Annotated in this window: 12 protein-coding genes and 1 tRNA gene; 9 read left to right on the plus strand and 4 right to left on the minus strand. The window is 63.4% G+C overall.

Annotated features, from left to right (window positions below; all coding sequences use genetic code 11):
• Nucleotides 1-162 precede the first annotated feature (162 nt).
• The 6 genes from B015_RS0105085 to B015_RS0105110 all read left to right on the plus strand — a co-directional run bounded on the left by B015_RS0105085 (nucleotide 163) and on the right by B015_RS0105110 (nucleotide 5,881).
• A complete protein-coding gene (locus B015_RS0105085) occupies nucleotides 163-1,128 on the plus strand; it encodes a DMT family transporter (protein WP_026226914.1) in 966 nt (321 codons plus the stop codon).
• A 238-nt stretch (nucleotides 1,129-1,366) separates the two neighbouring features.
• Nucleotides 1,367-2,464 (plus strand): polyamine ABC transporter substrate-binding protein, encoded by a 1,098-nt coding sequence (locus B015_RS0105090; RefSeq protein WP_018426587.1) that lies wholly within the window; start codon nucleotides 1,367-1,369, stop codon nucleotides 2,462-2,464.
• A gap of 68 nt (nucleotides 2,465-2,532) precedes the next feature.
• Entirely contained in the window at nucleotides 2,533-3,672 is a 1,140-nt protein-coding gene (locus B015_RS0105095) for an ABC transporter ATP-binding protein (RefSeq protein WP_018426588.1), read from the plus strand.
• An 8-nt stretch (nucleotides 3,673-3,680) separates the two neighbouring features.
• The gene (locus tag B015_RS0105100) at nucleotides 3,681-4,592 is read left to right on the plus strand and encodes an ABC transporter permease subunit (protein WP_018426589.1); all 912 of its coding nucleotides are present in this window, start codon (nucleotides 3,681-3,683) and stop codon (nucleotides 4,590-4,592) included.
• A gap of 1 nt (nucleotide 4,593) precedes the next feature.
• Nucleotides 4,594-5,412: an ABC transporter permease subunit gene (locus B015_RS0105105; protein ID WP_018426590.1), complete on the plus strand. Its 819-nt coding sequence runs from the start codon at nucleotides 4,594-4,596 to the stop codon at nucleotides 5,410-5,412.
• Between the two features lie 157 nt (nucleotides 5,413-5,569).
• Nucleotides 5,570-5,881, plus strand: a complete 312-nt coding sequence (locus B015_RS0105110) for a hypothetical protein (RefSeq protein WP_018426591.1) — start codon at nucleotides 5,570-5,572, stop codon at nucleotides 5,879-5,881.
• A gap of 115 nt (nucleotides 5,882-5,996) precedes the next feature.
• On the opposite strand, the gene B015_RS0105115 is transcribed toward B015_RS0105110, so the two are convergent.
• From B015_RS0105115 to B015_RS0105130, 4 genes are all read right to left on the minus strand, one after another.
• Nucleotides 5,997-6,296, minus strand: coding sequence for a hypothetical protein (locus B015_RS0105115; RefSeq protein WP_018426592.1), 300 nt, complete (start codon nucleotides 6,294-6,296; stop codon nucleotides 5,997-5,999).
• An 18-nt stretch (nucleotides 6,297-6,314) separates the two neighbouring features.
• On the minus strand, nucleotides 6,315-6,608 hold the full coding sequence (locus B015_RS0105120) for an I78 family peptidase inhibitor (RefSeq protein ID WP_018426593.1): 294 nt from the start codon (nucleotides 6,606-6,608) through the stop codon (nucleotides 6,315-6,317).
• Nucleotides 6,609-6,735: 127 nt separating this feature from the next.
• Nucleotides 6,736-6,812, minus strand: a tRNA-His gene (locus B015_RS0105125).
• A 258-nt stretch (nucleotides 6,813-7,070) separates the two neighbouring features.
• Nucleotides 7,071-7,529 carry a phasin gene (locus tag B015_RS0105130; RefSeq protein WP_018426594.1) on the minus strand — a complete coding sequence of 153 codons (459 nt, stop codon included), beginning with the start codon at nucleotides 7,527-7,529 and terminating at the stop codon, nucleotides 7,071-7,073.
• Between the two features lie 240 nt (nucleotides 7,530-7,769).
• On the opposite strand from B015_RS0105130, the gene B015_RS0105140 reads away from it, so the two are divergent.
• The 3 genes from B015_RS0105140 (at nucleotide 7,770) to B015_RS0105150 (ending at nucleotide 14,508) form a co-directional block, all read left to right on the plus strand.
• Nucleotides 7,770-11,381 carry a PAS domain S-box protein gene (locus B015_RS0105140; protein WP_018426596.1) on the plus strand — a complete coding sequence of 1,204 codons (3,612 nt, stop codon included), beginning with the start codon at nucleotides 7,770-7,772 and terminating at the stop codon, nucleotides 11,379-11,381.
• 239 nt (nucleotides 11,382-11,620) lie between these two features.
• Entirely contained in the window at nucleotides 11,621-12,661 is a 1,041-nt protein-coding gene (locus B015_RS0105145; protein ID WP_018426597.1) for a Fe(3+) ABC transporter substrate-binding protein, read from the plus strand.
• Nucleotides 12,662-12,831: 170 nt separating this feature from the next.
• The gene (locus B015_RS0105150; RefSeq protein ID WP_026226915.1) at nucleotides 12,832-14,508 is read left to right on the plus strand and encodes an iron ABC transporter permease; all 1,677 of its coding nucleotides are present in this window, start codon (nucleotides 12,832-12,834) and stop codon (nucleotides 14,506-14,508) included.
• Nucleotides 14,509-14,598: the final 90 nt, after the last annotated feature.

Raw genomic sequence — 14,598 nt, forward strand, 5'->3', positions numbered from 1 at the left:
GAGGTCAATAGGAAATAGCAGCGCCTGGTGATACGGCTGAGGCTTATTCGAGTGACCTAATGAGATGAGCACGCTGGACCTCGCAAAAACCCAACGGCGCGACTATTGGCGGCTAGGTGTGCGGCCGATCCGCAACCGCCTCGAAACATGGCGATATCACGGATGAGCGGACAGGCGTCAGCACAACAATTGGGACCGGCCGTCGGCGCAGCGGCTTCGCATCGCGACTATCGCCTCGGCGTGCTGCTGGTGTTCCTGTCGGCGTTGATGTGGAGCCTCGGCGGCGCCATCGGCCGGTTCATCGAGACGCCGGACAGCTGGACGGTGGTGTTCTGGCGCTCTGTTTGGGCGGCGGCTTTCCTGTTGGCCTTCATGTCCTGGCGCGACGGTCCGCGCGCCACACTCAAGCTGTTCCGCGACATGGGACTGCCCGGCCTGCTGGTCGCGATCTGCTTTGCCACCGCCTCGACGTCATTTGTCGTTGCCCTCAGCTACACCACCGTTGCCAATATCCTTCTCATGCAGGCGGGCGTGCCGCTTCTGGCTGCCTTGTTTGCCTGGCTGCTGTTCCGCGAACGTGTGGGACTGGCAACCTGGCTGGCGATTGCCGCCGTGATTTCGGGTGTCGCCATCATGGTCTCCGAATCGTTCAGCGGCCAGGTTTCGCCTGTCGGCGACGGGCTCGCCTTGCTGATTGCGGTCGCCTTTTCGATCGCCACCGTCATCACACGCCGCTATGCCCATGTGCGGATGACCCCTGCCACCTGCCTCGGCACGATCATTGCCGCCACCTTTGCCGCCTCGCAGGCTTCGGTGTTTTCCGTCTCGCCGCACGACATGGGATTCCTGTTTGCCTTCGGCGTGGTCAATCTCGGCCTGGGCCTGGCTTGTTTTGCCACCGGCGCAAGGCTCGTTCCCGCTGCCGTCGCCGCGCTGATCGGTACGTTCGAGCCGATGCTGGGCCCGATCTGGGTATGGCTGGTGCATTCCGAGGTGCCGTCGTTGCGCACCATCATTGGCGGCGCGGTCATCTTCTGCGCCTTGCTCGTCCACCTGGCGCTGGAGTTTCGGCGTCAGGCGCGGCAGCCTCAAAGACCCGGTGTTACCGGCATGCCGATGCCTGATTAAGCAATCTGTTGTTTACCATTGACAACGCCACCGTCGGCCGGGCAGGCTGAAGTAGAGGGTAACAACAAGTCAGGCGTATCTTGCCAGGTCTCACTGTCGGGCCATCGGTGTCCGCAGAACAATATCGCTGGATCTTTTGCGTAGCGCAGTCATGCGCTCGAGCGTCACCTTCACCATCAGACATCGAACAGGGAGTAGGGCGCGGCCGGGACGGGCACGCCCAGGAAAGGAGATTGTCATGAACCGCAGAGCGCTTTGGCTGACCGCTGCGTCAGCCGTCATCGCTGCTTTTGCGACCGCTGCCAACGCCCAGGAGCGTGTCGTCAACGTCTACAACTGGTCGGACTACATCGACGCCTCCATCATCGACGACTTCACCAAGGAAACCGGCATCAAGGTCGTCTACGACGTCTTCGATTCCAACGAGATTCTTGAGACCAAGCTGCTCGCCGGCGGCAGCGGCTACGATGTCGTGGTGCCGACCGCAAACTTCCTGGCCCGCCAGATCACGGCCGGCGTGTTCCAGAAGCTCGACAAGTCGAAGCTGCCGAACCTCGCCAACACCTGGGACATCGTCAACGAGCGTACGGCCAAATACGATCCCGGCAACGAGTACTCCGTGAACTACATGTGGGGCACGGTCGGCATCGGCTACAACGAGAAGAAGGTGAAAGAGGCGCTCGGCGTCGACAAGATCGACAGCTGGGACACTGTCTTCAATCCCGAGCAGATGGCCAAGCTCAAGGATTGCGGCGTCTACATGCTCGATTCGCCGACCGACATGATCCCGACCGTTCTGCGCTATCTCGGCATCGACCCCGAGAGCCATTCGCCCGAGGATATTGCCAAGGTCGAAGAGACGATGCTCAAGATCCGGCCCTTCGTCCGCAAGTTCCACTCGTCGGAATACATCAACGCGCTCGCCAATGGCGATATCTGCGTTGCCGTCGGCTGGTCGGGCGACGTCTTCCAGGCGCGTGACCGTGCTGCCGAGGCCGACCAGGGGGTCGTCGTCGGCTATTCCGTGCCGAAGGAAGGTGCCGAGATGTGGTTTGACCAGATGGCTATCCCGGCCGATGCCAAGCACGTGCCGGAAGCCCTGGAGTTCATCAACTACATGCTGAGGCCGGAAGTGGCGGCCAAGGCCTCCAACTTCATCTATTACGCCAACGGCAACAAGGCGTCTCAGCAGTTCATCGACAAGGACATCATCGGCGATCCGGCGATCTTTCCTGACGATGCCACGCTGCAGAAGCTGTTCACTGTGTCGCCTTACGACCCCAAGACCCAGCGCTTGATCACGCGCAGCTGGACCAAGGTCGTCACAGGACAGTAACGGGCGAGAGCTATCCCGGCGCCATCGGCGCCGGGATTTGGCGTCTGGGCAAGGGGACGGAGAGACACATGAAATCGCTCGGCAATATCCGCAGGGAATTTGCTCCCTGGAACAAGCCCGACGCCAAGCCTTACATTCAGTTCAAGAACGTCACCAAGCGCTTCGGTGACTTCACCGCCGTCAACAACCTGTCGCTGTCCATCTTCGAGCGCGAGTTCTTCGCGCTGCTCGGCGCGTCGGGCTGCGGCAAGTCGACCCTTCTGCGCATGCTCGCCGGCTTCGAGGAGCCGACGGAGGGCCAGATCCTGCTCGACGGGCAGGACTTGCGTGGCATCCCGCCCTACAAGCGGCCGGTCAACATGATGTTCCAGTCCTACGCGCTGTTCCCGCACATGACGGTCGAGCAGAACATCGGCTTCGGCCTCAAGCAGGACGGCATGCCGAAGGCCGATATCGAAAAGCGCGTCGCCGACATGCTGAAGCTGGTCAAGCTTGGCCAGTTCGCCAAGCGCAAGCCGCATCAGCTTTCCGGCGGCCAGCGCCAGCGTGTCGCCCTTGCCCGCGCCGTCGCGAAGCGTCCCAAGGTGCTGCTGCTCGACGAGCCGCTCGGCGCGCTCGACAAGAAGCTGCGCGAGGAAACCCAGTTTGAACTGATGGACCTGCAGCAGACGCTGGGCCTGACCTTCGTCATCGTCACCCACGATCAGGAAGAGGCCATGACCATGGCCGACCGCATCGCCATCCTCGACAAGGGTGAGGTGATGCAGGTGGCGACCCCGGCCGAGGTCTACGAAGCCCCCGGCTCGCGCTTCGTTGCTGATTTCGTCGGCAACATCAACATGTTCGAAGGCAAGATCGCCAGCCGCAACGGCAGCGGCACGGCAATCGCCGGCAACAGCGGATTGACCATTCACACATCGAATGCCGGCGAAGTGCCTGAAGGCACCGAAGTCGCCTTCGCCATCCGCCCGGAGAAGATCAAGGTCTCGTCCAGGAAGCCCGAAAGCGGCGACAACGTGCTGGAGGGCGAAGTCTACGATATCGCCTATCTCGGCGACATGACCATCTTCCACGTCAAGCTCGGCGACGGGCTGGTGGTCAAGGCGAGCTCGCTCAACGCCACCCGCGCCACCGAGGACCCGCTGAGCTGGGATGACAAGGCCTGGATCTCGTTCCGGCAGGATGCCGGCGTCGTGCTGACGCGATAGGTGGGGCGATGAAAAACGTCGTCTCGGCCATCACCAACCGCCTGGTCATCCTCGTTCCCTACGTCTGGCTGCTGTTTTTCTTCCTCATTCCGTTCTTCATCGTCTTCAAGATTTCGCTGTCGACCACGGCGATCGCCATGCCGCCCTACACGCCGGTCCTCGGCCTGGGAGACGGCATTTCAGGGCTGATGGATCAGTTCCGGGAGTTCAGCTTCGACAACTATGTCTGGCTTACCGAGGACCCGCTCTACTACACCGCCTACATTTCCAGCGTGATCATCGCCGGCGTCTCGACGCTGCTGGCCCTGCTGGTCGGCTATCCCATCGCCTACGGCATGGCGCGCGCGCCGGAATCAATTCGCCCGACGCTGTTGATGCTGGTCATCCTGCCGTTCTGGACGAGCTTCCTGATCCGCGTCTACGCCTGGATCGGTATCCTCAAGCCCGAGGGGCTGCTCAATCAGTTCCTGCAGTCAATCGGCGTCATCGACGAACCGCTGATCATCCTCAACACCCACACCGCCATCTTCATCGGCATCGTTTATTCCTACCTGCCGTTCATGATCCTGCCGCTCTATTCGGCGCTGGAGAAGATGGACTATTCGCTGATCGAGGCCGCCCAGGACCTCGGCTGCCCGCCAATGACCGCTTTCTGGAAGATCACCTTCCCGTTGTCGCTTCCCGGCGTCATCGCCGGCTGCCTTCTGGTCTTCATTCCCGCCGTCGGCGAGTTCGTCATCCCCGATTTGCTCGGCGGTTCGCAGACGCTGATGATCGGCCGGACCCTGTGGAACGAATTCTTCTCCAACCGTGACTGGCCGGTTTCCTCGGCCGTGGCCGTCATCCTGCTCTTGCTGCTGGTCGTGCCGATCATGTTCTTCCAACAGGCGCAGGCGCGCGCCCAGGAACAGGGGCGCTGACATGAACACCACCTGGAGCCGCTTCAACATCAGCGCCATCGTGCTCGGCTTTGCCTTCCTCTATCTGCCGATCGTGCTTTTGGTCATCTTCTCCTTCAACGAATCCAAGCTCGTCACCGTCTGGGGCGGCTTCTCGACCAAATGGTATTATTCGCTGTTCCAGAACCAGGGTCTGATGGACGCTGCCTGGGTGACGATCCGCGTCGGCCTGATCTCGGCGACCGTCGCCACCGTACTCGGCACGCTCGCGGCTCTCGCGCTGACCCGCTACACGCGCTTCCGCGGCCGTGTGCTGTTTTCCGGAATGGTATTCGCACCACTGGTCATGCCCGAGGTCATTACCGGCCTGTCGCTGCTGCTCCTGTTTGTCGCCGTTGGTCTCGATCGCGGCTTTTTCACGCTGACGCTCGCCCACATCACCTTCTCCATGTGCTTCGTCGCCGTTGTGGTGCAGTCGCGGCTGGTCACCTTCGACCGCTCGCTCGAGGAGGCCGCGATGGACCTCGGCGCGCCGCCGGTGAAGACCTTCTTCCAGATTACGCTGCCGGTCATCCTGCCGGCCATCATCTCGGGCTGGATGCTGGCCTTCACGCTGTCCATCGACGATCTGGTGATCTCGAGCTTCACCTCGGGTCCAGGCGCGACGACGCTGCCGATGAAGATCTACAGCCAGGTGCGCCTCGGCGTTACACCCGAGATCAACGCCGCATGCACCATCCTGATCGCCATCGTCGCCGTGGGTGTGATCGTTGCCTCGCTGGTCAACAAGCGCCGCGAGGTCCAGCGTCTGCGCGACGAGCGGGCGGCGCAACGGACGTGAGCTGGTGACGGCAGAGTAACGGCCTCAGTTGGGCGTCGCGCGCCCAGATTTCGGACGCACGGCGCGCACCGTGACGGCCGAAATGTCAATAAGAGTCCGCTGGATCGCTAATTCTCGTCATGCTAGCGTTGGGTATTAATCTTCAGGAGTAGGGTCCATGACGCGTTTTCTGGCTACGGCCGCAGTTTTGTCTTTTGTCGCATTGGCCGCGACGGCCTGTAACACCCCTGAGCAGCGCGCGGTCGGCGGCGGCGCCATTGGTGCGGCGGGCGGTGCGCTTGTCGGCCAGGCCATCGGCGGCAACACCGGCTCCACGGTTGCGGGCGCCGTGATCGGCGGTCTCGCCGGTGCGATGATCGGCGCGGGCACCGCTCCTGGCGAATGCCGCTACCATCAGTATGACAGTCGCGGTCGCCCGATGTACGACCGCAACGGCAGGCCGGTGACCTACTTGGCGCCCTGCCGGTAACGGTCCACGCCTATAGGCTGACGATTCGTCCCCAGGGGACGACAAGCGGCGCGCTTCGGCCGAAGCGCGCCGCTTGTCGTATGAGGGGAGTGGAAAGCTCCAGCTCTCGGCGGGATCAGCCGCCGTCCAGCTGTTGCAGATGAGATTCTATCGCCCTGATCGTCGCATCGGCGGCTGCACGGGAGGCAGTCGTCAGGCCCATATGCTCCTCGGCAAGGGACACAAGAAAGTCGGTGGCCTGTTCTGCCGACCAGCCGTTTCGGAGGCCTGACGCAGCTTCGAGCAGATAGCTGTCATATTCGTCGGCGAACGGTTCATTGGCCCAGCTTGCGCCGGGCCCGAGCAAGCCGATGGGATCCCAGTTCGACCAGCCGATGGCGCGGAGCCTGGACAACTGCAAGGGCGGCTTGCTCATGGATCTGGCCGGCCAGTATCAGCCGCAGAATGCGCGCACGATCTTACCGGTCGCCGGATCGGTCTCGATCGTCACGCGCTCCTGGCGGAAATCCATGGTGGCCGGATCGCCGGGCTTGTGCTGGCGAACGATGGTCGCGCCCGTCAACTGCATGGCCTGATCGTCGGTGATCCGATCCTTACCAGCAAGCGCTTCTGCTGCCATCTTGTCGCAGACGCCGGGCTTCGGTGCGCTGGCAGTCGATTCCTTCTGGCAGCCGGCGAGGGCAAGCATCGCCACGGCGAGGCCGGTTGCAAGGCGCAGATCGATCATGGGCGGGTCCTTTCGATTCGTCGAGGACACGACTAGCCAATGCAAATGAGGCGCGACAACGACAGCCTTCGCGACGCCTGCTGTTGCAGCCACGCTATCGAACAATGATCATCTTGGGAAAGGGGGGTGGTACGGTTGGGTGGGCTCGAACCACCGACCTCCGGATCCACAATCCGGCGCTCTAACCAACTGAGCTACAACCGCGTACCTTGCGTTGATGTCGCGTCCATACGGACAATTCCGTCCCATTTCAAGAGCTTTGCGCATATTCCACTGCGGCGATTTATGCCGCAGCCGCGAAGTCCTTGATCTCAGGGCATTTCAGCCCTGGGGAAAAGAAAAAGGCCGGCGGGAGGAGGTGCCGGCCTTTTCCTTATGTGACCAGCGGGAGGAGGTGCTGGCCGCGTCGCCCGGCAGGAAGAGGGAGGAGGTTCCACCCGCCGGGTATTCGGTCTGGCTGCCTTAGGCGGCCTTGAGGTCCTTGAGCGCCTTTTCGAAGGCGGTCTTGACCGGCTTGGAAACGTCTTCGGCCGCCTTGGAGGCAACGGTCTGGAAGTCCTTGGCCTGCTCGACGGTCAGCTCTACGCGCTTGCGCAGGTAAGCGGTCTGCAGTTCGACGATTTCCGACAGCGACTTGGCGCCGGCGAGCGCTTCGAGATGGGCAAAGCCGGTCTCGGCGTTGGTGCGCAGGGCCGCAATGGCCTTGAGCGACAGTTCGGCGCTCACATTGCGAGCGGTCTCGTAGCTGGTCTCGATCGACTTCTGGGCCTCCTCGGCGCCGGTCTTGAGCTTGGCATAAGCTTCCTTAGACTGCTCGACACCCTTCTCGGCGAAGGCGCGGAACTGGTCGGTGGCTTTGGAAACGTCGAAGCTCGGCATTTCAACGGTATCTGCGAACTCTGCGGTCTTGGTCTTGGACATTGTCTCACCCTATGGGCTGGGCGGACCTGCTGCCCGCCTCGTTTATTCGCCTCCTCCATATAGTACGGCTTATTGTGCATTGCAATATCCATGTTGCAGTGCAGCAAATTCAGGGTGCCGGGGTTAACCACGTGGCGAGAATAATGCCGCTAGGCTGCACCTGTTTGCTAGACCTTGGCGATGACGGCTTTTATTAACAAAGCGTTAATTGCGAGAATGCGTGCCTTGCGGGTTATGTGAATGCCGTCAGCAGCCTATTCCTTCATCGACGTCGCGGTGGTCGACGGTGTCAGGCAGCGTTTCGCTGCGGGCGACGCCATTGCCGTGCTGTCGACAGACCTGGAAGAGGTGCTTTGGGCAAATGGCCCGGGCGCTGCCGTGCTCGGCTATGACGACGTCGATGCCGTGACCGGGGCGCCGTCGCGGCTCGGCCTGCCGGCCCGTCGCCAGATCGCAGCGACGTCGGGCTTTCCTGAAATCGGTCGTGACCGCGCCATCATGGTGCGTGTCGCCGCCGGCATGACCAGCAACGCCGTTGCGTTCATGGCGAGTTCGATTCGGCTGCCCGACGGCGAGCGGGCGATCATGCTTGCCGTGCCGGCGAGCCCGGCCGCCTCGCGCGACCGGCGCGCGACCGCGGCAAATGCCATCGGCGGCTTTGCCGAGCCGGGGCATTTCCTGGCCTTCGTCGATGCCCGCGGCGAGATAGAGGCGGCGACGCCGGGCCTCGGCAATCTGGGCATTGCGACATCGACATTGGCCGCAATGGTCGCGGCGGTGCGCCACGAGCGCGACCGCATGATCAAGCGGGCCATCCCGGCTGCCGGCGGCTATCTGCCCGCCGGCCTCGCGCGCCTCACCGACGACAGGCATCTGCTGGTCGTGGTGGACGAGCGCATCGAGCTGGAGGAGATTGCACCCGCCGAGCAAGCCGCAGTCGAGCCGGTCACCGCCGAGCCGGCCAAAGTCGAAGAGGTATCGGTCGAGCCTGTCGCTGCGCCGAGGCGACCGGTCGAAGACGCGTCAGTGGCAGCAGATAAGCGCCAGGACCAGGCCACACACGACCATTGGTATTTCAGTCCCGAGGAGCGTGAGAGCCGCGCGGGCGTCGCCATCGGCGAATTGACCACTTCGGCCCGGACGCCTGAGGTCATCGAGCCGGGCTCGATTGCCGAGCTGGTCGATCATGCGATCGAGACTTTTGAAGAGAACATCGTTGAGACGGCTGTAGACCCCCTGCCGGAGCCCGAGGCGCCTGCGGTGGCCCAACCTGCCGCAGCTCCGCGTGCCGAACCGCAGATCGAGCGGTCCGCAGCACCGGTACGCTTTGTCTGGCGTACCGATGCCGAAGGCCGCTTCAGCGCCATCTCGCCCGAATTCGCCGCCGTCGTTGGCGAGCATGCCGCCGACATCGTCGGCCGCCGTTTCCAGGACGTCTCGACCACCTTCGAGCTCGACCCCTCGGGCGAGATCGCTGGTCTGCTGCAGCGTCGTGACACCTGGTCGGGCCGCTCGGTGCTGTGGCCCGTGGCCGGCACCGACCGGCGTATCCCGGTCGATCTCGCGGCACTGCCTGTCTACGGCCGCGACCGCAATTTCGAAGGGTTCCGCGGTTTTGGCGTTGCCCGTCCGGGCGAGGCCGTGGTCGACCACGAGCGCATCGGCCTGGCGCTGGTTCCCAATGGCAAGCACTCGGACGATCAGTCGACCAAGTCTTCCGAGCCGGTCGAATCGCCGGCAGTCGGTGACGAGCCGATAGCGAGCGAGCAGCTCGCTGCCGCCTCGAAGCCGGCCGAAAGCGGGCCGGTCCTGCCCGATACGTTTGGCGAGGCCGAAGCACCCGCTGCGGAGAAGGCCGCGACGGCTGGCGCCGCCGATCCTTTCTCCGGCGAGGTGCCGGCGCTCGAGGTAGAACCGAACGGCGATCGCCGCCTCTCCGACAAGGTGATCCGCCTGGCCGAGCATCGGCCGGGTGCCGCAGAACCCACCAATGGCAAGGGGCTTTCTTCGGTCGAGCGCAGCGCCTTCCGCGAAATCGGCGAGAAGCTGAAGAAAGCGAGTGAGATCGTCGCCGCAAGGCAGGCGGCCGCCGAGGCTGACAAGCCTGTAATGCAGAAGAATGGCGAGGCCGCTTCGGCCGAGATCGCGGCCTATTCGGAGGCCGCCGCCGCCGAAGAGGCCGAGCATGCGGCTGCCGTGCTGTCTTCAGAGCAGCCAGGGCAGGAGCGTTCCGCCACGAGTGAAGGCGCCCAAGTGGTGGATCTGTCCGCCCGCCGGCCGAGCGAAGCGGAGCCTCTCGAAGATGTGGCGGAGGTGCAGCGCTCGGAGCCGGAAAGGCCGCCGCTGCGTGCCGAAGACGTTATTCCGTCCCTCGCCGGCGGCCGTGACGCACCGGTCGATGCGCCGATCCTCGAGCAGCTGCCGGTTCCGGTGCTGATCCATGCCGGTGACGTGCTCCATTATGCCAATGCTGAGTTCCTGCAGCTGACCGGTTACACCTCCGTGGAGGAACTGGCGGAAGCGGGCGGGCTCGATGCGCTGTTTGCCGAAAGCTATGGCGACCAGGCAGGCGCCGACCACGACATGAGACTTCGCACCCGCGACGGCGACGCGTTCCCGATCGAGGCGGTGTTGCGCTCGGTGCCGTGGCATGACGGCAAGGCGCTTATGCTCGTTGTCAGGCGCATCGGCGACGAGAGTGCCGATGCCGATACTGCGGAGCAGGTGGCCGAACTCGAAGACCGGCTCGCCGAAATGCGCACGATCATCGACACTGCCACCGACGGTGTCGTTCTCATCGATCGCGACGGCGCCATCCGCTCGATCAGCCGGCCGGCAGAGGCGCTCTTCGGTTTCGACAGCGATGAGGTCACCGGCAAGCAGTTTCATTCGCTGTTTGCCATCGAGAGCCAGCGCGCCGCGCGCGATTATCTCGCCGGGCTATCCGAGCATGGCGTGGCAAGCGTGCTCAATGACGGCCGCGAGGTCATCGGCCGCGAGTCGCAGGGCCGCTTCATTCCGCTGTTCATGACCATAGGTCGCCTGCCCAACGACAGCGGTTTCTGCGCTGTCGTCCGCGACATCACTCAGTGGAAGCGTGCCGAGGAGGAGTTGACCCAGGCGCGCGCCCTGGCCGAACGCTCGTCGTCGCAGAAGACCGATTTCCTGGCGCGCATCAGCCACGAGATCCGCACCCCGCTCAACGCCATCATCGGCTTTTCCGAACTGATGGTCGACGAGAAGTTCGGGCCTGTCGCCAACGACCGCTATCGCGACTATCTCCGCGACATCAACCGCTCGGGCAACCATGTGCTCGACCTGGTCAACGACCTGCTCGACATCTCCAAGATCGAAGCGGGCCAGCAGGAGATGGATTACGAGGCGGTGTCGCTCAACGACGCACTGGCCGAAACCGTCGCCATGATGCAGCCGCAGGCCAACCGCGAACGCGTCATCATCCGCTCGAGCTTTGCCTCGCGTCTGCCCGAAATCGTCGCCGACCGCCGCAGCATCCGCCAGATCGCGCTCAACATCCTGTCCAATGCGGTGCGCTATACCCAGGCCGGCGGCCAGGTCATCGTCTCCACCGCCTACGAGACGTCGGGCGACATCGTCATGCGGGTGCGCGACACCGGCATCGGCATGTCACAGGCCGAGATCGAGCAGGCGCTGAAACCGTTCAAGCAGATCAACTCGCTGAAGCGTGGACGCGGTGACGGCACCGGCTTGGGCCTACCCCTGACCAAGGCGATGGTCGAGGCCAATCGCGCCCGATTCTCCATTGCCTCGACGCCGGGCGAGGGCACCCTGGTGGAGGTGACTTTCCCCTCGACGCGAGTGCTCGCCGAGTAGGCAGGGTGCGACATATTGTACACTTTGCCGTGAACTCAACGGCAAATGTTGTGGAATATCTAACAACCTCTTGAATCTAGTGCCAAAGAATCCAGTTTAGAATGATTCCAAACTATTGAAATTGTTGGTCTTTATTCTTGACCGGAACGGTCAGATTGCCGATAGGGGAACGAGCTTCGAGATCGAGGCTTTGACGAAAATTCCTCAGGGTTTTTGACCCCTTAGGCAAGGAGAACAAGATGAAGTTTGGAAGCGCCCGGTCGTTGATCGTGGGTCTCGCGATCGCCACCCTGTCCGCCGGCTCGGCTCTCGCCGATGGCGTCGTCAACATCTACACCTATCGTCAGCCCGATCTGATCAAGCCCGTGCTCGATGCCTTCACGGCCGAGACCGGCATCAAGACCGAAGTGCTGTTCCTCGACAAGGGTCTTGAGGAGCGCATTCTCGCCGAGGGCGCCAACTCGCCCGCCGACGTCATCATGACCGTCGACATCGCCCGCCTGACCTCCGCCAAGGAGAAGGGCGTCACCCAGCCGCTGGTCGACGAGGAAGTCAACAAGCTGCTGCCGGCCGAATATCGCGATCCCGAAGGCAACTGGTTCGGCGTCACCAAGCGCGCCCGCGTGATCTACGCCTCCAAGGAGCGCGTCAAGGACACGGCCATCACCTATGCCGACCTCGCCGATCCCAAGTGGAAGGGCAAGATCTGCATGCGCTCGGGCCAGCACGACTACAACCTCGCCCTGTTCTCGGCCGCGATTGCCCATTGGGGCCCGGAAAAGACCGAAGAGTGGATGAAGGGTCTCAAGGCCAACCTCGCCAAGAAGCCTGATGGCGGCGACCGTCCGCAGGCTGGCGCGATTGCTGCCGGCGAGTGCGATATCGCCATCGGCAACACCTACTATGTCGGCCTGATGCGCAACAACGAGAAGGACCCGAAGGAAAAGGAATGGGGCAACGCCATCAACGTGCTCTTCCCGACCTTCGAGAACGGCCTGACCCACGTCAACATCTCGGGTGCCGCCCTCGCCAAGAACGCGCCGAACCGCGACAACGCCGTCAAGCTGATCCGCTTCCTGGCCAGCCACAAGGCCCAGCAGGTCTACGCCGAGAAGAACTACGAATATCCGGTCGAGCCGGGCCTGGAGCCGTCTGAGACGGTCAAGGCATTTGGCGAGCTCAAGGCCGACACGCTGCCGCTGGTGGACATCGCCAAGGGCCGTAAGGCTGCCTCCGAGATGGTCGACCGCGTCGGTCTCGACGACGGCCCGGCCAGCTGATAGTCAGCGGTTGAAATTCTGAGGAAGAGCCGGACCGGGCAATCGGTCCGGCTTTTCCGCATTGACGCATCGGCCCGAAATCCTGCGCGATCTGCGCTGTGCCGATGTCCCGGAAAGGAAATGGCTTGCCGACCAACGGCGGAGCAGGTGCAGGGTTCGAGGGCGCGGCCATGGCCGTGAGCGCCCGGCCTTTGCCTGTCAGGCGCCATCGGCATCCTCTGATCGGCACGCTGGCGCTGGCCATCGGCATCGTGGTCGTCCTGCCGGTTCTGTCGCTTGTTTTCGTTGCGCTTTCGGGCACCGGCGAGGACTGGCCGCATCTGTTCCAAAATGTCCTGCCCGGTGCCACCAGGACCACGCTGGCGCTGCTGGCCATGGTCGCAGCCCTTACCTCGATTGCCGGCGTTGCCTGCGCCTGGGCTGTTGTCGCCTATGATTTCCCGTTCCGGCGCATCCTGTCCTGGGCGCTGGTGCTGCCGCTGGCCGTGCCGCCCTATCTGGCGGCCTATGCTTTCGGCGAGTTCTTCCATTACCAGGGGCCGGTGCAGAGCCTGGTCCGGGCCGTTTTCGGCTTCCAGACCATACGCGACTACTGGTTCCCAGACATACGTTCCACTTGGGGCACGGCCTTCGTGCTCGCCTCAGTGCTCTATCCATATGTCTATCTCACCACCCGCATCGTCTTCCTCATGCAGGGGCGCAACATCGCCGATGTCGCGCGCACCCTCGGCGCTTCGCCGGCGCGGGTGTTCTGGCGGGTGCTGTTGCCTGTCGCCCGGCCGGCCATCGTCGCCGGCGTGGCCCTGGTGCTGATGGAGAGCATCAACGACATCGGCGCGGCGGAGTATTTCGGTGTCCGTACGCTCACCGTCGCCGTCTACACCACTTGGCTCAACCGCGGCAGCCTGGAGGGCGGCGCCCAGATCGCCATCCTGATGCTGGTCCTGGTCGTCCTGCTGCTGGTCGCCGAGCAGTGGGCGCGGCGTCGCCAGCGCTTCCATGCCGGCCGGGGCACGCATCTCAAGGTCCATCCGCCGCGCGTGGCGCTGAAGGGCTGGACGCGTTTTGCCATGCCGGTGGCCGTGGCGCTGCCTATTCTCAGCGGCTTCGGCGTGCCGATCACCATCTTCGGCCAGTACGCGTCGCGCAGGCTTGAGCAGTTTGCCTCGCCTGACGTCGCGCGTGCATTCTTCAACAGCCTGATGACGGCCTCGATCACGGCCATCATCACCGTCGGTATCGCGCTGTTCCTGCTCAACGCCCAGCGGTTGTCCAAGACACGCAGCATGGCGGCGATGGTGCGGCTGGCCTCGGTCGGCTACGCTCTGCCGGGCGGCATTCTGGGCCTCGGCCTGCTGTTTGTGCTCGCTCGCTTCGACAATTCGGTCGACGCCTTTGCCCGTGCCTATCTCGGCGTCTCCACCGGTCTGCTGCTCACGGGCTCCGCCGCAGCCGTCATCCTCGCCTGCACCATACGTTTCGTTGCGCTCGCCGAAGGGGCGATCCGCTCGGGCATGGAGAAGCTTCCCGGCAGTCTCGACGAGGCCGCCCGAAGCCTTGGCAAGACGCCGGCCCAGAGTGCTGCCAGCGTGCTGCTGCCGCTGCTCAAGCCGGCGATCCTCACCGCATCGGTGCTTGTCTTCGTCGACACGGTGAAGGAGCTTTCGGCCACTATCCTGCTGCGCCCGTTCGGCTTCAGCACGCTTGCCACCTATGTCTATGAAAACGCCTCGCGTGGCGTTCCGGAGGAGGGGGCGGTCGCAGCCATCGTCATCATCATCACGGCCATGGTGCCCGTGATCCTGCTGTCCGGTGCGCTGGTGCGCGACGCTGAAGCATCCCTCTGAATCCAGTCATATCCGCAAAGAAAAGGCGCCTGGAGGCGCCTTTAAAGGAGATGCTGTTTCGACGGGGACTTGAGCAAATGGAGCCAACCT

Origin of the sequence: Hoeflea sp. 108, from assembly GCF_000372965.1 — a bacterium.
Classification (GTDB): Bacteria; Pseudomonadota; Alphaproteobacteria; order Rhizobiales; family Rhizobiaceae; genus Aminobacter.